The sequence below is a fragment of the Streptomyces sp. NPDC088252 genome (assembly GCF_044740965.1).
Lineage (GTDB): Bacteria > Actinomycetota > Actinomycetes > Streptomycetales > Streptomycetaceae > Streptomyces.
Map to the genome: position 1 here is coordinate 75,579 of NZ_JBIURS010000001.1, position 19,529 is coordinate 95,107.

Annotated in this window: 14 protein-coding genes; 13 read left to right on the top strand and 1 reads right to left on the bottom strand. The window is 71.1% G+C overall.

Annotated elements, in window-relative coordinates; genetic code table 11:
- Positions 1–7 precede the first annotated feature (7 nt).
- The 4 genes from ACIOHC_RS00285 (at position 8) to ACIOHC_RS00300 (ending at position 5,879) form a co-directional block, all read left to right on the top strand.
- Positions 8–712, top strand: coding sequence for a CGNR zinc finger domain-containing protein (locus ACIOHC_RS00285; RefSeq protein ID WP_389635942.1), 705 nt, complete (start codon positions 8–10; stop codon positions 710–712).
- 103 nt (positions 713–815) lie between these two features.
- Complete coding sequence (locus tag ACIOHC_RS00290; protein WP_389635941.1) at positions 816–3,212, top strand: HelD family protein; 2,397 nt, start codon at positions 816–818, stop codon at positions 3,210–3,212.
- Between the two features lie 560 nt (positions 3,213–3,772).
- Positions 3,773–5,209, top strand: coding sequence for an NAD-dependent malic enzyme (locus ACIOHC_RS00295; protein ID WP_401840738.1), 1,437 nt, complete (start codon positions 3,773–3,775; stop codon positions 5,207–5,209).
- 388 nt (positions 5,210–5,597) lie between these two features.
- On the top strand, positions 5,598–5,879 hold the full coding sequence (locus ACIOHC_RS00300; RefSeq protein WP_003968811.1) for an HU family DNA-binding protein: 282 nt from the start codon (positions 5,598–5,600) through the stop codon (positions 5,877–5,879).
- A 195-nt stretch (positions 5,880–6,074) separates the two neighbouring features.
- Here ACIOHC_RS00300 and murA read toward each other — a convergent pair whose 3' ends face one another.
- Positions 6,075–7,415, bottom strand: a complete 1,341-nt coding sequence (gene murA / locus ACIOHC_RS00305; RefSeq protein WP_365689133.1) for a UDP-N-acetylglucosamine 1-carboxyvinyltransferase — start codon at positions 7,413–7,415, stop codon at positions 6,075–6,077.
- 276 nt (positions 7,416–7,691) lie between these two features.
- Here murA and ACIOHC_RS00310 point away from each other — a divergent pair, with 276 nt between their 5' ends.
- From ACIOHC_RS00310 to ACIOHC_RS00350, 9 genes are all read left to right on the top strand, one after another.
- Positions 7,692–8,291 carry a YqgE/AlgH family protein gene (locus tag ACIOHC_RS00310; RefSeq protein ID WP_351073518.1) on the top strand — a complete coding sequence of 200 codons (600 nt, stop codon included), beginning with the start codon at positions 7,692–7,694 and terminating at the stop codon, positions 8,289–8,291.
- Between the two features lie 30 nt (positions 8,292–8,321).
- A complete protein-coding gene (locus ACIOHC_RS00315; protein WP_351073516.1) occupies positions 8,322–8,615 on the top strand; it encodes a DUF3039 domain-containing protein in 294 nt (97 codons plus the stop codon).
- A 212-nt stretch (positions 8,616–8,827) separates the two neighbouring features.
- Entirely contained in the window at positions 8,828–10,132 is a 1,305-nt protein-coding gene (locus tag ACIOHC_RS00320) for an extracellular solute-binding protein (protein WP_351073515.1), read from the top strand.
- 2 nt (positions 10,133–10,134) lie between these two features.
- Positions 10,135–11,109 carry a sugar ABC transporter permease gene (locus ACIOHC_RS00325; protein ID WP_365689139.1) on the top strand — a complete coding sequence of 325 codons (975 nt, stop codon included), beginning with the start codon at positions 10,135–10,137 and terminating at the stop codon, positions 11,107–11,109.
- An 11-nt stretch (positions 11,110–11,120) separates the two neighbouring features.
- The gene (locus tag ACIOHC_RS00330; protein WP_389635977.1) at positions 11,121–11,954 is read left to right on the top strand and encodes a carbohydrate ABC transporter permease; all 834 of its coding nucleotides are present in this window, start codon (positions 11,121–11,123) and stop codon (positions 11,952–11,954) included.
- Between the two features lie 4 nt (positions 11,955–11,958).
- Entirely contained in the window at positions 11,959–13,629 is a 1,671-nt protein-coding gene (locus ACIOHC_RS00335) for a beta-N-acetylhexosaminidase (RefSeq protein WP_351073511.1), read from the top strand.
- A gap of 465 nt (positions 13,630–14,094) precedes the next feature.
- Complete coding sequence (locus ACIOHC_RS00340) at positions 14,095–14,991, top strand: FAD binding domain-containing protein (protein WP_351073509.1); 897 nt, start codon at positions 14,095–14,097, stop codon at positions 14,989–14,991.
- The gene (locus ACIOHC_RS00345; RefSeq protein ID WP_365689143.1) at positions 14,988–17,183 is read left to right on the top strand and encodes a 2Fe-2S iron-sulfur cluster-binding protein; all 2,196 of its coding nucleotides are present in this window, start codon (positions 14,988–14,990) and stop codon (positions 17,181–17,183) included. Before ACIOHC_RS00340 ends, ACIOHC_RS00345 begins: the two co-directional genes overlap by 4 nt.
- Positions 17,180–19,516, top strand: coding sequence for a xanthine dehydrogenase family protein molybdopterin-binding subunit (locus ACIOHC_RS00350; RefSeq protein ID WP_401840743.1), 2,337 nt, complete (start codon positions 17,180–17,182; stop codon positions 19,514–19,516). The genes ACIOHC_RS00345 and ACIOHC_RS00350 overlap by 4 nt, the downstream gene beginning before the upstream one ends.
- The last annotated feature ends 13 nt before the right edge of the window (positions 19,517–19,529 follow it).

Consider the following 19,529-nt stretch of genomic DNA (forward strand, 5'->3'; position numbering starts at 1 on the left):
CCTACGCATGGCGGCGGGCAAGAGCTCGTACGACTGGCGGTTCGACTGCGGGCGCCCCTGCCTGGACCTGGTGGCAACAGGGATCGGCACCTCCGGCGCCTGCGAACTGCTCGACGGCGCCGAGCGGCTCGCCGACTGGCTGGTGGCCGCCGGACTCGTGCCGAGCGGCACCCACCTCGGCGCGGTGGACGACACCTGGGTGGTGCGCTTCCGGCAGTTGAGGGCCGGCGTGGAGCACCTGCTGACCGCCGAGCTCGCCGGCCGCAGAGCCGAGAGCGCCCTCGCACGGGTCAACGCGCTCGCCGCAGCTGCCCCTCCGGGACTGCGGGCCGTACGCGGCGGGAGCGGCACGCTGGTACGGGCCCTGAGCACCGATCCCGAATGCGGGGCGCTGCTGGCCGCTGTGGCCCGCGACGTCGTGGAGCTGTTGACCGACCCGGTGGCCCGAGCCGGACTGCGCCGCTGCGAGGGCGACAACTGCCGTCGGCTCTATCTGGACACCTCACGGGGCCGCCGACGCCGTTGGTGCTCCAGCGAGGTGTGCGGAAACCGGGAGCGGGTGGCCCGCCACCGGCGCAGAGCGGCCGCGGTGGCGCTCATGGACGCGGGCGCGTCCGGGGGCACGGGCGGGTCGAGGGACGTGGGTACGGCCGGGGACGCGGGCACGGAGGCCGATACTCCTGCGCTGCCGGACGCGGGGGCCGATGCCTGATCGAAATCCCCGCGAGTCATTTCGATACGCGCAGCAGGTGCGCGGCGGGCCCCCCTTCGCATAAGGTTGACGGCTGCCCAATGCACGTCAGAAGGGGGCCTCGGTGGCCGCGCAGGATGCCGCTGTCGATTCGTTGCGGGACCGGGAAATCGGTGTCGAGCAGGAACATCTCGACCGTGTCTACGACCGTCTCGAAGAGAAGATCCACGAGGCGGAATTTCTCATGGACGACGCCGTCAAGCGCGGCCAGGTCGGTACTCCGGGCGCGCTCGCGGAGCGCGACGCCCAGGTGTTCCGGGCCGGAATCCACCTCAACCGGCTGAACAGCGAGTTCGAGGACTTCCTCTTCGGAAGGATCGATCTGCTGCTCGGCAAGGACGGCGAACGCGGCCCGGACGGCGCGTACACCTCCGTCGAGCCGGCCGACGACGCCGTACGCGAGGACCATTCCGCCGACATCGCCGAGACGCTGCACATCGGCCGCATCGGCGTCCTCGACTCCGACTACGCGCCGTTGGTCATCGACTGGCGCGCACCGGCCGCCGCGCCGTTCTACCGGTCGACGCCGAAGGAACCGGGCCGGGTGGTGCGCCGCAGGGTCATCCGTTCCAAGGGCCGCAGGGTCCTCGGGGTCGAGGACGACCTGATGCGCCCCGAGCTGACCGCGTACCTGGGCGGCGACAAGCTTCCCGTCATCGGCGACGGCGCCCTGATGGCGGCACTCGGCCAGGCCCGCAGCCACACGATGCGCGACATCGTCTCCTCCATCCAGGCGGAGCAGGACCTGGTGATCCGGGCACCCGCCGCCTCCGTCACCGAGGTCTCGGGCGGTCCGGGCACCGGCAAGACCGCCGTCGCCCTGCACCGTGCCGCCTACCTCCTCTACCAGGACCGACGGCGGTACGCGGGCGGCATCCTCGTCGTCTCACCGACCCCGCTCCTGGTCGCGTACACCGAGGGTGTGCTGCCCTCGCTGGGCGAGGAGGGGCAGGTCGCGATCCGCGCGGTCGGCTCGCTCTCCGACGAGGCGGCCGGCGTCGAGGGCGCCACCACGTACGACGAACCCGCCGTCGCCCGGATCAAGGGCTCCTCCCGGATGCTCCAGGTGCTGCGCAAGGCGGCACGCGGGGCACTGGAGCAGCCCGGCACCCCTCACAGGGCCCCGGAGCCGGACGGCCAGCTGTTCTTCGGCGACGAGGCCGACGGAACCGACGGAACCGACCGGACCCCGGGCACCCCGACCCGGCTGCGGGTCGTCGCGTTCGGCGCCCGTGTCGAGCTGAACGCGGACGAACTGCACCGCATCCGGCAGTCCGTGCTGGGCGGCACCGCTCCGGTCAACCTGTTGCGCCCGCGCGCCCGCAGAATGCTCCTGGACGCCCTCTGGAACAAGTCCTCCGGCCGGGGCCGCTACACCGACCCCGAACTGGCCGCGGAGCTGCGCTCCTCCTTCGACGAGGACGTCTCCACCGAGACCCCCTTCCTCGACTTCCTGAACGCCTGGTGGCCCGAACTCACCCCGCGCGGGGTGCTCGCCGCGATGGCGGACGAGAAGCGGCTCGGCCGCTGGGCGCGCCGGGTCCTCAACCAAGGTGAGGTGCGCCGCTTCGCCCGCTCGTTGAAGCGGCTCGACAGCGAGGGGAACGGACCGCTCTCCGTGCACGACGTCGCCATCCTCGACGAGCTGCAGACGCTGCTGGGCACCCCGCACCGGCCGAAGAAGAAGCGCGACCTCGACCCGCTGGACCAGCTCTCCGGTCTGGAGGAGCTGATGCCGCAGCGCGAGGAGACCCAGCGCGAGCGGGCCGAGCGGCTGGCCGCGGAGCGTACGGAGTACGCGCACGTCATCGTCGACGAGGCGCAGGACCTCACGCCCATGCAGTGGCGCATGGTCGGACGCCGCGGTCGGCACGCCACCTGGACGATCGTCGGAGACCCGGCGCAGTCCTCCTGGTCCGATCCGGACGAGGCCGCCCGCGCGCGCGACGAGGCGCTCGGCAGCCGCCCGCGCCGCCGCTTCACCCTCACGGTCAACTACCGCAACCCGGCGGAGATCGCAGAGCTGGCCTCGAAGGTCCTGGCGCTGGCGATGCCCGGCATGGAGTCACCGGCCGCGGTCCGCTCCACGGGCGTGAAGCCACGCTTCGAGACCGTACGGGACGGCGATCTGGCCGCCTCGGTGCGCGAGGAGGCGCGGCGGCTGCTGGCCGAGGTGGACGGCACGGTGGGTGTGGTCGTCGCGATGAACCGCCGGGCCCAGGCCCGCGGCTGGCTCGCCGAGCTCGGCGAGCGGGTGGTGGCGCTGGGCAGCCTGGAGGCGAAGGGCCTGGAGTACGACGCCACGGTGGTCGTCTCGCCCGCGGAGATCGCGGACGAGTCCCCGGCCGGCCTGCGGGTGCTGTACGTGGCGCTGACGCGTGCGACGCAGCAGCTCACGGTGGTCTCCGGGAAGCGGGACCTGCCGGACGAGGACGGTGTCCCGGACCTGCTGAGGGACTGACAGGGCGGCCCTGGATCCGCTGAGGGACTGGGCGACGGCGTCGTCCCGCACCTGCTGAGCGACTGGACGGGCGGGCGCGGGCACCGCCGGGCGAGCGGATTTCCGAATCGACCCGTACTCCGGGAATCACTTCTGCGGGGTCTTTGTTAGCCTGGTGTCGGCACCGGCTCGATCCAAGCCCCCGGGCCCAACCTTCGTCGCTTCGAGCGACCACTTGCCGCGAGGCGAGCATGGCGGGTCGGTGCCGCTTGACCAAGAAGACAGACCCGCGTCACCTTCCGGTGGCGCGGGTCTGTTCTTGTTTACGGAGCGGGTCTGTTCTTGTTTACGGAGCGGGTCTGTTCTTGTTTACGGACCCGGCCGGATCCACGGAGGCGGTCGGGCCGGAAGCGATGAGGGGTTCCGCTGAAGCGGTCATCTCTCGTATGGTGGAAACTACTTTCCGAACAGTGGCAGTCATTACCGGCTACCGGCCAGTAGGTGCGACGATCGGGGAGCGTGTCCGAGGCGAGCGCCCCGGCCGCGCGGCAAAGAAGCTAAGGAAAGCGAAGGACTCGGCCATGGCAACGGCGCCCAGCGTCTCGTACTCGATGACGGTCAGGCTGGAGGTGCCCGCGAGCGGCACAGCGGTCTCCCAGCTCACCACGGCCGTGGAGTCCTCCGGCGGTTCGGTCACCGGCCTCGACGTGACCGCCTCCGGCCACGAGAAGCTGCGGATCGACGTCACCATCGCCGCCACCTCGACCGCGCACGCGGACGAGATCGTCGAGAACCTGCGCGGCATCGTGGGCGTCGTGCTGGGGAAGGTCTCCGACCGTACGTTCCTGATGCACCTCGGCGGCAAGATCGAGATGGCGTCCAAGCACCCCATCCGCAACCGTGACGACCTCTCGATGATCTACACCCCGGGCGTGGCCCGGGTCTGCATGGCGATCGCCGAGAATCCCGAGGACGCCCGCCGCCTCACCATCAAGCGCAACTCCGTCGCAGTTGTGACGGACGGTTCCGCGGTACTCGGCCTCGGCAACATCGGCCCGATGGCCGCCCTCCCGGTGATGGAGGGCAAGGCGGCCCTGTTCAAGCGCTTCGCCGGCATCGACGCCTGGCCGATCTGCCTGGACACCCAGGACGCCGACGCCATCGTCGAGATCGTCAAGGCGATGGCCCCCGGCTTCGCGGGCATCAACCTGGAGGACATCTCCGCACCCCGCTGCTTCGAGATCGAGGCGCGGCTGCGCGAGGCCCTGGACATCCCCGTCTTCCACGACGACCAGCACGGCACCGCGATCGTGGTCCTGGCCGCGCTGACCAACGCACTGCGCGTGGTGGGCAAGGGAATCGGGGACGTACGCGTCGTCATGTCCGGCGCCGGAGCGGCCGGCACGGCCATCCTGAAGCTCCTCATCGCCGCCGGCGTCAAGCACGCCGTCGTCGCCGACATCCACGGTGTGGTGCACGCCGGCCGCGAGGACCTGGTCTCCGCCGACGCCGATTCGCCGCTGCGCTGGATCGCCGACAACACCAACCCCGAGTCCGTCACGGGCACCCTCAAGCAGGCCGTCGTGGGCGCCGACGTCTTCATCGGCGTCTCCGCCCCGAACGTCCTGGACGGCGCCGATGTCGCCGCCATGGCCGACGGTGCGATCGTGTTCGCGCTCGCGAACCCCGACCCCGAGGTGGATCCGGCAATCGCTCGCCAGACGGCGGCAGTTGTCGCCACCGGCCGCTCCGACTTCCCGAACCAGATCAACAACGTGCTGGTCTTCCCGGGTGTCTTCCGCGGTCTGCTGGACGCCCAGTCCCGTACCGTCAACACCGAGATGATGCTCGCCGCCGCGCGTGCCCTCGCCGACGTCGTCGCGGAGGACGAGGTGAACGCGAACTACATCATCCCGTCGGTCTTCAACGACAAGGTCGCCGGAGCGGTCGCCGGTGCCGTCCGGGACGCCGCGAAGGCGGCGGGCGGTACTGTGACGGGCGCGGGGGAGCTCGGCTGACGCCGACCCTTCGCAGTACCCGCCGCGGTCCCTGCCGGCGTCCGGCCGCGGCCGCGGCACCCCACGTCGGCCCCGCGTACGGCGCGTCGCGGGTCGCGGCGCCCCAAACGCCCCTTTAGGGTGGGCGGGCGGCGCGTCCCGCAGAGCCCCGCATCCGCTGCGGACCGCTTTCGGGGAGTCGACGGAACGTCACCACGATGAGGCAGTGGTGCTTTTCGTGTGACTCCGGAGGGTGCCGGATTGGCTTTCCCGCCGCAGGTGGGGGCAGGATGCGTAATCGGGCGCGAGGGTCTGACGACAGACCCGGGTCCGGGGACTGTCCGAGGGCCCTGGCAGCATCGGCTTCGATCTCACGCCTCACAGGCAAGAAGAACACGGGAGTAACAACATGAACCGCAGTGAGCTGGTGGCCGCCCTGGCCGACCGCGCCGAGGTGACTCGCAAGGACGCCGACGCCGTGCTGGCCGCGCTCGCCGAGACCGTCGGTGAGATCGTCGCCAAGGGCGACGAGAAGGTCACCATCCCCGGCTTCCTGACCTTCGAGCGCACCCACCGTGCCGCTCGCACCGCTCGTAACCCGCAGACCGGCGACCCGATCAACATCCCGGCCGGCTACAGCGTGAAGGTCTCCGCGGGCTCCAAGCTCAAGGAAGCCGCCAAGGGCAAGTAAGCCCCACAGGCGCGACGAAGGGCGGTCACCCGACCAGGGTGACCGCCCTTCCGTGTACCGGCCCGAGAGGGCCCTTTCCGGGCCTCTGTCGCCAACGTGGACCCGGAGGGACGAACCCGGACCCTCCGGGGAACGCGGAACGGGGGCCCGGGGCAGCGCCCCGAACCCCCGTCAGCAGCCGTCGGCCGCCGGGTCTCAGACCAGCGCCCCGCCGGGCAGCTCCACCTTCGCGCCCAGCTTCTCCAGCTTCTCCATGAAGTTCTCGTAGCCGCGGTTGATCAGATCGATGCCGTGCACCCGCGAGGTGCCCTGCGCCGCCAGCGCGGCGATCAGGTACGAGAAACCGCCGCGCAGGTCCGGGATGACCAGATCCGCGCCCTGCAGCCTCGTCGGCCCGGACACGACCGCGGAGTGCAGGAAGTTGCGCTGGCCGAAGCGGCAGTCGGAGCCGCCCAGGCACTCGCGGTAGAGCTGGATGTGCGCGCCCATCTGGTTGAGCGCCGAGGTGAAGCCGAGCCGGGACTCGTACACCGTCTCGTGGACGATGGACAGGCCCGAGGCCTGCGTCAGGGCCACGACCAGCGGCTGCTGCCAGTCGGTCTGGAAGCCGGGGTGCACGTCCGTCTCCAGGGCGATGGCGTTCAGCGCGCTGCCCGGGTGCCAGAAACGGATGCCCTCGTCGTCGATCTCGAACGCGCCGCCGACCCGGCGGAAGGTGTTCAGGAACGTCATCATCGAGCGCTGCTGTGCGCCCCGTACGTAGATGTTGCCCTCGGTGGCCAGCGCCGCGGACGCCCAGGAGGCCGCCTCCAGGCGGTCCGGGATAGCGCGGTGCGTATAGCCGTCCAGCCGGTCGACACCGGTGATCCGGATCGTCCGGTCGGTGTCCATCGAGATGATCGCGCCCATCTTCTGCAGTACGCAGATGAGGTCCTCGATCTCGGGCTCCACGGCCGCGTTGGACAGTTCGGTGACGCCCTCGGCGAGCACGGCCGTCAGCAGCACCTGCTCGGTGGAACCCACCGACGGGTACGGCAGTCGGATCTTCGTGCCGCGCAGTCGCTGCGGGGCCTCCAGGTACTGGCCGTCCGCGCGCTTCTCGATGGTCGCGCCGAACCGGCGCAGCACGTCGAAGTGGAAGTCGATCGGCCGGCCGCCGATGTCGCAGCCGCCCAGTCCCGGGATGAACGCGTGGCCCAGCCGGTGCAGCAGCGGGCCGCAGAACAGGATCGGGATGCGCGACGAACCCGCGTGGGCGTCGATGTCGGCGACGTTGGCACTCTCGACATGGGTCGGGTCAAGGATCAGTTCGCCCGGTTCGTCACCCGGCCGGACCGTCACACCGTGCAACTGCAAAAGTCCCCGCACCACCCGCACGTCGCGGATGTCGGGCACATTGCGCAGCCGGCTGGGCCCGCTGCCGAGCAGCGCGGCGACCATTGCCTTCGGCACCAGGTTCTTGGCGCCTCTGACGCGGATCTCGCCCTCCAGCGGGGTTCCGCCGTGGACAAGCAGGACATCGTCTGTGCCGGTCATGAATCTCGCGTTCCGGAGTGGTCGGGCAGGGGGCCAAACGAAAGGGTAATGGCCCGCGCACCCCCTTCCGTAAGAGGTCGGGGGGTGTGCGAACGTCATGAATCCGCCACAACACGCTCTGCTTCCCGACTCTTGCGGAGGGTTACCGTCCGCAACGCCCCCGGGGCCGTGCGCTCTCCGTGCATCCATGCGCCCTGAGCTGCGCTCGGGCCCGTTCGGCGACCGGGCGGCCCACTTGGCCCCCGCGAGGGGTGAAGATGCGGGATCATTTCTGCCATGACCGAGGTGTCCTCGCTCACAGGGCGACTGCTCGTGGCCACACCCGCGCTCGCGGACCCGAATTTCGACCGCGCGGTGGTGCTGCTCCTCGACCACGACGAGGAGGGCTCGCTCGGCGTGGTCCTGAACCGCCCGACCCCGGTCGGCGTCGGCGACATCCTCACGTCCTGGGCCGGCCTGACGGGCGAGCCGGACGTCGTCTTCCAGGGCGGCCCGGTCTCGCTCGACTCGGCGCTCGGAGTGGCGGTCATCCCCGGCGACGAGGGCTCCTCGCCGCGTTCCCGTCCCCGCCCGAACAGCGGGGATCCCCTGGGCTTCCGCCGGGTGTACGGGGCGATCGGCCTGGTCGACCTGGAGGCGCCGCCGGAGCTGCTGGCCGCGGCGCTCGGCTCGCTGCGGATCTTCGCCGGATACGCCGGCTGGGGTCCCGGGCAGCTGGAGACGGAGCTGGCCGAGGGGGCCTGGTACGTCGTCGAGTCCGAGCCCGGAGACGTCTCCTCCCCGCGCCCGGAACACCTCTGGCGGGCGGTCCTGCGCCGCCAGCGCAGCGAACTGGCGATGATCGCCACCTACCCGGACGACCCGTCGCTGAACTGAAGCTCCGGGCTTTAAGTACCCTTGGCGGTTATGAGCACTCTTGAGCCCGAGCGCGGGGCAGGTACGGGGACCCTCGTAGAGCCGACGCCGCAGGTGTCGCACGGCGACGGCGACCACGAGCGCTACGCCCATTACGTCCAGAAGGACAAGATCATGGCGAGTGCCCTGGAGGGCACCCCCGTGGTCGCACTGTGCGGGAAGGTCTGGGTACCGGGGCGCGACCCCAAGAAGTATCCGGTCTGTCCCATGTGCAAGGAGATCTACGAGTCCATGGGCGCCGGTGGCGACAAGGACAAGGGCAAGGGCGGCAAGGACAAGAAGTAGTCCTGGGCCGTTCGGCCGCCACTGCTTCGGGCCCCCGGGGTGCGCGTTGACGCGCACCCCGGGGGCCCTTTGCGTTGCACGGGCTGCTCCCCCGGGTCACAGAGTGGTTGAGACCACTTGTCGGCGTCCGTACGCGCACCTACTCTCCTGCCAGTTGTGCAGAACGAAACGAGCGTTGCGTATATTGCAACGCCTATCGGGAGGGGTTCCGGATGAAGCTGTCTGCCCGAATTGCCGCCCCGGCCGCGGCGCTTGCGCTGGCGGGTCTCACCGCCACCGCCTGCGCGCCGCAGACCTCCGACACCGGAGCAAAGGGGGACGAGAAGACCGGCACGCTGCGTGTCTGGCTGTTCCAGGAGGTCGGCAACAAGCCCAAGGAGCGGGTCGTCGACGCGGCGGTCGCCGATTTCGAGAAGGCGCACAAGGGCGCGAAGGTCGAGGTCGAGTACATACCGGTCGAGACCCGCACCCAGCGGATCAAGGCGGCGTTCAACGACCCGAAGAGCGCCCCGGACCTCATCGAGTACGGCAACACGGACACCGCCGGATACGTCAAGGACGGCGGACTCGCCGACGTCGGTGCGGAGTTCGCCGCCTGGGACGAGGCCAAGGACACCGACCCGACCGCCAAGCAGTCCGTCACGGTCGGCGGCAAGATCTACGGAGCCCCGTTCTTCGTCGGCGTCCGCGCGCTGTACTACCGCACGGACATCTTCAAGGACTTGGGGATCGAGGCCCCCAAGTCCCAGGCCGAGCTGATCTCCACCGCGAAGAAGATCCACAAGAAGAAGCCGGATCTGTACGGACTGGCGGTCGGTGGCGCGTACACGTACGGTGCGATGCCGTTCATCTGGGCCAATGGCGGTGAGCTGGCCGACGACGACGGCGGTACGTACAAGGCGGCCATCAACAGCGACAAGGCCCGCAAGGGCATCGAGGCGTACACCTCGCTCTTCGGTGACGACAACTGCCCGGCCGCCAAGTGCGCGTCCATGGGCGGCAACGCCACCGTCACCGCGTTCGCCTCCGGCAAGGCCGCCATGGCGATCGGCGGCGACTTCAGCCACGCGGCCGTCGAGGCGGGCTCGGTGAAGGGCGCGTACGCGGTGGTGCCGCTGCCGGGTGTCACGGAGGGCTCCGTCGCCCCGGCGTTCGCGGGCGGGAACAACATCGGTGTGCTGAAGAGCAGTTCGCACCGCAGCCTCGCCGTGGACCTGATGAAGTCCCTGACCGGCAAGGAGACCCAGGCGAAGATGTTCGACGCGATGGGCTTCCTGCCGACCTACACGGACGTGCGGGCGACGGTCGCGAAGAAGCAGCCGTTCGTCGAGCCGTTCGTCAAGACGCTCGGCGCGGGCGCGAAGTTCGTCCCGGCCTCGCCGGGCTGGGGTCAGATCGACTCCTCGCTGGTCCTGCCGACGATGTTCCAGGAGATCGTCAGCGGCCGCAAGGACGTGGCGAAGGCCTCGGACGACGCGGCGAAGAAGATGGACGCCGCGTTCACCGACGCGGGCTGACGATGGCCGCGAACAGTACGGCGTACAAAGCGCCCAGTACGTCCGGGGCGGGCGGGACCTCCGCCCGCCCGCCCCGGCGCCGCCGCCCCGCCCCGTCCGCACGCCGCTCCGGCTGGACCCCCTGGCTCTACCTCCTGCCCGCGCTCGTGCTCCTCGGCGGGCTGCTCGTCTACCCGATCTACCAACTCGGCCTGATCTCCTTCCTGGAGTACACCCAGGCCCAGGTCAGCGGTGGTGAACCGGCCACCTTCCAGGGGTTCGGGAACTACGCGACGCTCTTCGGGGACGGCCAGTTCTGGCAGGTGCTCCTGGCGACCGTGGTCTTCGCCGCCGCCTGCGTGCTGGCCACCCTGCTGGTCGGCTGCGCGCTCGCCGTCCTGCTGACCCGGATCCGGGCCGTGCCGCGGCTCGCGCTGATGCTCGCCGCGCTCGGCGCCTGGGCGACCCCCGCGATCACCGGTTCCACCGTCTGGGTGTTTCTCTTCGACCCGGACTTCGGCCCGGTCAACCGGGTGCTGGGGCTCGGCGACTTCTCCTGGACGTACGGGCGCTACAGCGCCTTCGCCCTGGTGCTCCTCGAAGTGCTGTGGTGTTCGTTCCCGTTCGTGATGGTGACCGTGTACGCGGGCATCCGGGCGATCCCCGCCGAGGTACTCGAAGCGGCCGCGCTGGACGGCGCGTCGCAGTGGCGGATCTGGCGCTCGGTCATGGCCCCGATGTTGCGGCCGATTCTCGTCGTCGTCACCATCCAGTCGATCATCTGGGACTTCAAGATCTTCACCCAGATCTATGTCATGACCAACGGCGGCGGTATCGCCGGCCAGAACCTGGTGCTCAACGTGTACGCGTACCAGAAGGCGTTCGCGTCCTCGCAGTACAGCCTCGGCTCGGCGATCGGCGTCGTCATGCTGGTGATCCTGCTGGCCGTCACGCTCGTCCATCTGCGGCTGACGCGGCGCCAGGGGGAGGAACTGTGAGCGCACGGAGCATGCCGAGCATCCGCCGGCCGGGCCGGCTGGCCGCCGAGGCCGCGGCCCTCCTGATCGCCGCGGCGGTCGCCTTCCCGCTCTACTGGATGGTGCTCTCCGCCCTCAAACCGGCCGGCGAGATCCAGTCCACCGATCCCCGCCCATGGACGCTGTCACCGTCCCTGGACTCGTTCCGCCGGGTCTTCGAACAGCACGACTTCGGGCGGTACTTCCTCAACAGCCTGATCGTCGCCGGGACGGTCGTCATCGCCTCCGCGCTGATCGCCTTCCTGGCGGCGACGGCCGTGACCCGGTTCAGATTCCGCTTCCGCACCACGCTGCTGATCATGTTCCTGGTCGCGCAGATGGTGCCGGTCGAGGCGCTGGCCATCCCGCTGTTCTTCCTGATGCGGGACTTCGGCCAGCTGAACACGCTCGGCTCGCTGATCCTGCCGCACCTCGCCTTCTCGCTGCCGTTCGCGATCTGGATGCTGCGCGGCTTCGTCAAGGCCGTCCCGGACGCGCTGGAGGAGGCCGCCTGGATCGACGGCGCCGGCCGCGCCCGTTTCCTGTGGCAGATCCTCTTCCCGCTGGTCTTCCCGGGCCTGGTGGCGACCAGTGTCTTCTCGTTCATCTCGACCTGGAACGACTTCCTGTTCGCGAAGTCGTTCATCATCAGCGACACCTCCCAGTCGACGCTCCCGATGGCGTTGCTGGTCTTCTTCAAACCCGACGAGAACGACTGGGGAGGGATCATGGCAGCCTCGACGGTGATGACCATTCCCGTGCTGGTCTTCTTCGTACTCGTACAGCGCCGCCTGGTCTCGGGACTCGGCGGAGCGGTAAAGGACTGACGCCATGGCCATGGAACTGATCCCTGCGCTGATCCCGGCACCCGTGCACGCCGCTGACGCGGCTGATTCCGGTGATGCGGCGGAACAGGGCGGATTCCCGCTGGACCCGCATACCACCATCACGGCGGCCCCCGGTACCGAGGACACCGAACGCTGGCTGCGCTCCACGCTCGGAGCCGCCTTCGGCCTGCCCCTCGCGCCGACCGGCGAGGACACCGCGCACACCATCCGGCTGCGCATCGACCCGGCTCTGAACCCTGAGGGGTACCGGCTGTCCACCGGGCCCGGCGGCCGGTGCGTCGAGATCACCGGAGGGAGCGCCGCCGGAGTCTTCTGGGGCGCGCAGACGCTCCGCCAGCTCCTGGGACCGGAAGCCTTCCGCCGCGCGCCGGTCAACCCCGGAACGCGGCGCGTCATCCCCGTCACGGACATCGAGGACCGGCCCCGCTTCCCGTGGCGCGGCATGATGCTCGACGTGGCACGGCACTTCCTGCCCAAGGACGACGTCCTGCGCTACCTCGACCTCCTCGCGGCCCACAAGCTGAACGTCTTCCACTTCCACCTCACCGACGACCAGGGCTGGCGCATCGAGATCAAGCGCTACCCGAGGCTCACCGAGGTCGGCTCCTGGCGGGCCCGCACCAAGCACGGCCACCGGGCCTCCGAGCTGTGGGACGAGACCCCGCACGGTGGCCACTACACCCAGGACGACATCCGCGAGATCGTCGCGTACGCGGCGGAGCGGCATATCCGGGTCGTCCCCGAGATCGACATCCCGGGCCACTCGCAGGCCGCCATCGCCGCGTACCCCGAACTGGGCAACACCGACGTCATCGACACCACCACCCTCTCCGTCTGGGACACCTGGGGCATCAACGCGAACGTACTCGCCCCCACTGACAACACCCTGCGCTTCTTCGAGGGCGTGCTCGAAGAGGTCCTGGACCTCTTCCCCGCCGCCACCTCGCCGTTCATCCACATCGGCGGTGACGAGTGCCGCAAGGACCAGTGGAAGGAGTCCCCGGCCGCCCAGGCCCGGATCGACGAGCTCGGCCTGGCCAACGAGGACGAGCTGCAGTCCTGGGTCATCCGGCACTTCGACACCTGGCTCACCGCGCGTGGCCGCCGCCTGATCGGCTGGGACGAGATCCTCGAAGGCGGCCTCCCGACGGGCGCCGCGGTGTCGTCCTGGCGGGGGTACGGCGGCGGCATCACGGCCGCCGAGGCCGGCCACGACGTCGTGATGTGCCCGGAGCAGCACGTGTACCTCGACCACCGTCAGGACGGCGGACCCGACGAACCGATGCCCATCGGGTTCATCCGCACCCTGGAGGACGTCTACCGGTTCGAACCCGTGCCCGCGGGCCTGACCGAGGAGGCGGCCCGTCACATCCTCGGCACCCAGGCCAATGTGTGGACCGAGGTCATGCAGAACCGGGCCCGCGTCGACTACCAGGTCTTCCCGCGCCTCGCCGCGTTCGCCGAGGTCGCCTGGTCGCCCCTGCCCGCCCCCGCGGAACGGGACTACGCCGACTTCGAACGCCGGATGACCACGCACTACGCCCGCTTGGACGCCCTCGGCGTCGATTACCGGCCACCGACGGGCCCGTTGCCCCGGCAGCAGCGCCCCGGCGTCCTCGGACGCCCACTTGAGGGACCGCCCCCGAACGTGTGATCCCGGCGCGCTCCGGGACCGGCCGTCACGCTCCTGGGGGGCGTGACGGCCGACGCGCGTCATCCGGTACGCGCGCCGCGGACACGCCGCCACGGGTAGGTCTCACCCGGTACGCACGCCCCGGACATGCCGCCACGGGTACGTCTCACCGGAACACCCGCACCCGTACGCGCCCCGCCGATACGCCGCACCGGTCCGCACCTCCGGCGGAACGCGCCCTGTCGGAACGTGAGCCGCCCGAGTGCGAACGACCCGTGGGGGCCCGCCGGGAAGCGGCGATTCACACTCCGCACGGAAGAGGGGCGAATCGGGATCATCCCCCAGGTCGGGGACGGATATGCCCTTCGTGGACCCTCGCGTCGGTCCGATCGGAAGATGTGCCAGAGTTGCCACGTCCAGGCTTTGAGCACGTACCGTACGGCGATACGAGCCGGACAGCCGGGACACCGGGAAGGGGCAGCTGGGTTGACCACGCACGCACCGCAGGCGACGCAGTCGGTGACGCTGCCGGCCTCGCTCGACGAGGCCGTGGCGGCACTCGGCGCCATGCCCGCCGCCGTTCCTGTGGCAGGCGGAACAGACCTGATGTCGGCCGTCAACAAGGGGCTGTTGCGCCCCTCGGGACTGGTCGGCCTGGGCCGGATCAGTGAGCTGCGCGGCTGGCACTACCAGGACGGCCACGCCCTGCTCGGTGCCGGACTCACCCACGCACGCATGGGGCGGCCCGACTTCGCCGCCCTCATCCCCGCTCTGGCCGCGTCCGCGCGCGCCGCGGGCCCGCCCCAGATCCGCAACGCCGGAACGCTCGGCGGGAACATCGCCACCGCCGCCCCGACCGGTGACGCCCTGCCGGTGCTCGCCGCCCTGGAGGCCGAGCTCGTCATCGTGGGCCCGGGAGGCTCCCGCCGCGAGATCCCGGTCTCGCACCTGCTGGCCGGCCGCGACATGCTCGAACCCGCCGAACTGATCGGCTTCGTCCGCGTACCGCTGCTGCACGCCCCCCAGGTCTTCCTGAAGGCCACCGGCCGCACCGGTCCCGGCCGCGCCACCGCATCCGTCGCGATCGTCCTCGACCCGGCCCGGCGTGGGGTGCGCTGCGCGGTCGGCGCCATCGCGCCGATGCCGCTGCGCCCGCTGGAGGCCGAACGCTGGATCGCCTCACTGATCGACTGGGACGGCGAGCGGGGCCTGGCCCCCGACGCGCTGGCCGCCTTCGGCGAGTACGTCGCCGCGGCCTGCATCCCGGACCAGGCACCGCCTGCCGACGGGGGAGAGGCACCACCGCTGCCCCCCGCCGTACTGCATCTGCGGCGTACCGTCGCCGCGCTGGCCCGACGCGCGCTGGGGAGGGCACTGTCGTGAGCAACGAGGAACACAACGAACAGCACGGGCAGCGGGAGCGGCCGCAGCACGGGGGCTGGCAGCCGACGCCGCAGGGCGGCGAGTACGACGCCGAGGCGACCGCGTTCGTCCACCTGCCGCCGGAGGACCTGGCGAACATCCCGCTGGCCGCGCCCGGCCACGGCTACGTACCGCCGATGATCGTGCCGCTGACACCCGCGGCCGGACTCGACCCGGCGGCCACGGGCAGCTGGGTCGTACAGCCACAGGGCCGACAGGAGCGGGGTACGGGAGCGGAGCAGCCGGAACCCGGCGCGGTGCACTGGCCGGACCCGAACCAGCAGCCGCAGTACGGGTACGGGTACCCGCAGCAGGAGCACTACCCGGGAACGCCGGCCGCGACCGGCCAGTGGAACTTCACCGAGTCCGCGCAGGCCGCCGGATCCACGGAGTTCGGCGGGCACGCCGACCACTCGGCCCATGTCGACCAGGGCGGTCATGTCGGCCACGGCGGTCACACCGGCCACGGTGGTGTGGTCGGCCACGGTGACCACGGCGGCCATGGTGGTGCGACCGGCCACGGTGATCAGGGTGGTCCGGTCGGCCACGGCGGCCACGGTGATGCGCTCGGCCACGGCGGCCACGGTGATGCGCTCGGCCACGGCGGTTCGGCTGGTCACATCAATCACTCCGACCACACGGGCCAGTCCGGACCCGCTGACCACATGGGCCAGTCCGGCCACACCGGTCAGTGGACGATTCCGGTCGCCGACGGCGACCTCCCGGAGGAGTCGGGCGAGTTCGCGGCCTCGGCCCTGGCATCCCAGTGGTACGCGGACCGGACTCCTCCGGCCACGTTGCCGGGCGGTGCTCCCGCGCCGTGGGCGACACAGCAGCCGGTCGCGGAGCCCGAGGTCGAGGCCGGGCCCGAGCCCGCGGTGGAGCCGGCCCCCGGCGCGGACATCGAGCCGCAGCACGCGCCGGAAGCCGATTCCGCACCCGATGCGCAGCTTTCCACGACGCCCTCCGCGGCGCCCCCGGAGACCGCGCCCGCATCCCCTTCCGCGACGCCCACGGCGTCTTCCGTGGCATCCTCCGCGACGTCTTCCGTGGCGTACGGGGAGTCCCCGCAGGTCCCCGGGGCGGCATCGGAGACACCGGTCGCCGCCGCGCAGGACGGCCCCGCACCCGCTGCCGGAGACACTCCGGTTCTCGGAGTGGACCTCACGCAGGTCCCCGCCGCCGACGCCGCCGCGACGGTCGACGTCGACGGTCGGCCCGAGCAGCGCCCGGCCGAGCCGTCGACCGGCGCGGCGCCCGACTCCGAGCCGGGTACGACAGCCGACACGGACTCCGGCACGCCCCTGGGGGGCACCCCGGGAGAGGCGCCACTGCCGGAGGCCCCACCACTCGAAGCGCAGACCTCCGAAGCGCAGACCTCCGAAGCCCATTCCGCCGAAGCCCGATCCCCTGAAGAACAGATCTCCGAAGTTCGATCCCACGAGGCCGAGCCGCCCGGAACCGAACCCGTCGAAGCTCAGCTCCTCGAAGCCCAACCCGTCGAAGCCCCTGTCGAAGCCCCTGTCGAAGTCCAGCCCCTCGACGTCCCCAGCGAGCACCCCGCCACCTCCTACGTCCTGCACGTGAACGGCGCCGACCGCCCCGTCACCGACGCCTGGATCGGCGAATCGTTGCTCTACGTGCTGCGTGAGCGCCTCGGCCTCGCCGGTGCCAAGGACGGCTGCTCGCAGGGCGAGTGCGGCGCCTGCAACGTCCAGGTGGACGGCCGTCTGGTCGCCTCCTGCCTGGTCCCGGCGGCGACCACGGCCGGGAGCGAGGTCCGTACGGTCGAAGGCCTGGCCGTGAACGGCGAGCCGTCCGACGTCCAGCGCGCCCTCGCCAAGTGCGGTGCCGTCCAGTGCGGTTTCTGCATCCCCGGCATGGCCATGACCATCCACGACCTCCTGGAGGGCAACCACGCCCCCAGCGAACTGGAGACGCGTCAGGCACTCTGCGGCAACCTCTGCCGCTGCTCCGGCTACCGGGGCGTCCTCGACGCCGTGAACGAGGTCATCGCAGACCGCGAGGCCGGCGCCGGACCCGCCTCGTCGGACTCCCCGTCCCCGGAGTCCGACGAGGCTCGCATTCCGCATCAGGCCGCCGCCGGCGCCGGTGGTGTCGAGTCGCACTCGCAGGACGGAGGCATGGCGTGAGCAACGACGCAGCCACCGCTGCCAACGCGACCAGCACACGGATCACCGCCCCATCGGTCGAGGGTCCCGACACCGAGCCGCCCGCACTCGGCCTCGGCGTCTCCCTCCCGCCCGCCGACGCGCGCGCCAAGACCGAGGGCACCTTCCCCTACGCCGCCGACCTCTGGGCCGAGGGCCTGCTCTGGGCGGCCGTCCTCCGCTCCCCGCACCCGCACGCCCGCATCCTGTCCATCGACACCTCGGGCGCCGCCGAGATGCCGGGGGTACGGGCCGTCATCACGCACGCGGACGTCCCGGGGGAGAGCGCGTACGGACGCAGGGTCGTCGACCGTCCGGTCTTCGCCTCCGACCTGGTCCGCCACCACGGTGAGCCGATCGCCGCGGTCGCCGCCGACCACCCCGACACGGCCCGGCTCGCCGCAGCGGCCATCGCCGTCGAGTACGAGGTCCTGGAACCGGTCACCGACCCGGAGAAGGCGTTCGAGGCCGAACCGCTGCACCCCGACGGCAATCTGATCCGCCACATCCCGCTGCGCTACGGCGACCCGGAGGTCACCGGCGAGGTCATCGTCGAGGGCCTGTACCGCATCGGCCGTCAGGACCCGGCCCCGATCGGCGCCGAGGCCGGACTCGCCGTGCCCCGGCTCGACGGCGGCGTGGAGATCTACACGGCCTCCACCGACCCGCACACCGACCGCGACCTCGCCGCCGCCTGCTTCGGCCTGGAACCGGACCGGGTGAAGGTCGTCGTCACCGGTGTCCCCGGCGCGACCGGCGACCGCGAGGACCCCGGCTTCCAGCTCCCGCTGGGCCTGCTGGCCCTGCGTACCGGCTGCCCGGTCAAACTGGCCGCCACCCGCGAGGAGTCCTTCCTCGGCCACGCCCACCGCCACCCGACGCTCCTGCGCTACCGCCACCACGCGGACGCCGAGGGCCGGCTGGTGAAGGTCGAGGCGCAGATCCTGCTCGACGCGGGCGCGTACGCCGACGCCTCGTCCGAGTCGCTGGCCGCGGCGGTCGCGTTCGCCTGTGGCCCGTACGTCGTCCCGCACGCCTTCATCGAGGGCTGGGCGGTCCGTACGAACAACCCGCCGTCCGGCCATGTGCGCGGCGAGGGCGCGATGCAGGTCTGCGCGGCTTACGAGGGCCAGATGGACAAGCTGGCCGCCAAACTCGGCATCGACCCGGCCGAGCTGCGGCTGCGCAACGTCCTGTCCACCGGCGACATCCTCCCCACCGGCCAGACGGTGACCTGCCCGGCACCGGTGTCCGAACTCCTCGCCTCCGTACGCGACCTCCCCCTCCCCGCTCTTCCCAAGGACGCCCCGGAGGACGACTGGCTGCTCCCCGGCGGCCCGGAGGGCGCGGGTGAGCCCGGCGCGGTGCGCCGGGGCGTCGGCTATGCGCTGGGCATGGTCCACATGCTCGGAGCGGAGGGCGCCGACGAGGTCTCCACGGCCACCGTCAGGGTTCACGACGGCGTCGCCACGGTCATCTGCGCCGCGGTGGAGACGGGCCAGGGCTTCTCGACCCTCGCCCGCCAGGTGGTCCAGGAGACCCTGGGCATCGAAGAGGTCCATGTGGCGTCCGTCGACACCGACCAGCCCCCGGCGGGCCCCGCCACGCACGGCCGCCACACCTGGGTCTCGGCCGGAGCGGTGGAACGTGCCGCCAAGATGGTCCGTACGCAGCTTCTCCAGCCCCTGGCCCACAAGTTCGGCATGTCCACGGAACTGCTGCAGATCGCGGGCGGCAAGATCACCTCCTACGACGGGGTGCTGTCCACGACCGTCGCGGAAGCGATGGACGGCAAGGAACTCTGGGCCACCGCCCAGTGCCGCCCCCACCCGACCGAACCCCTGGACGAGTCCGGCCAGGGCGACGCTTTCGTCGGCCTCGCCTTCTGCGCGATCCGCGCGGTGGTGGACGTGGACATCGAACTCGGCTCCGTCCGGGTCGTGGAGATGGCGGTCGCCCAGGACGTCGGCCGGGTCCTCAACCCGTCCCAACTGGCGACCCGTATCGAGGCGGGCATCACCCAGGGCATCGGCGCCGCCCTCACCGAGAACCTCCGCAGCGCCCGCGGCCTCATCCGCCACCAGGACCTCACCGGCTACGCACTGCCGACCGCCCTGGACGCTCCGGACATTCGCATCGTCAAACTCATCGAAGAACGAGACGTGGTCGCCCCCTTCGGCGCCAAGCCCGCCTCCGCGGTTCCCGTGGTGACCTCCCCCGCCGCGGTGGCCGCAGCGGTACGAGCCGCCACCGGCCGCCCGATCAACCGCCTCCCGATCCGACCCCAGGCGGCGGTGGCAGCCCCCAAGTCCTGAGCCCTGCACGGTT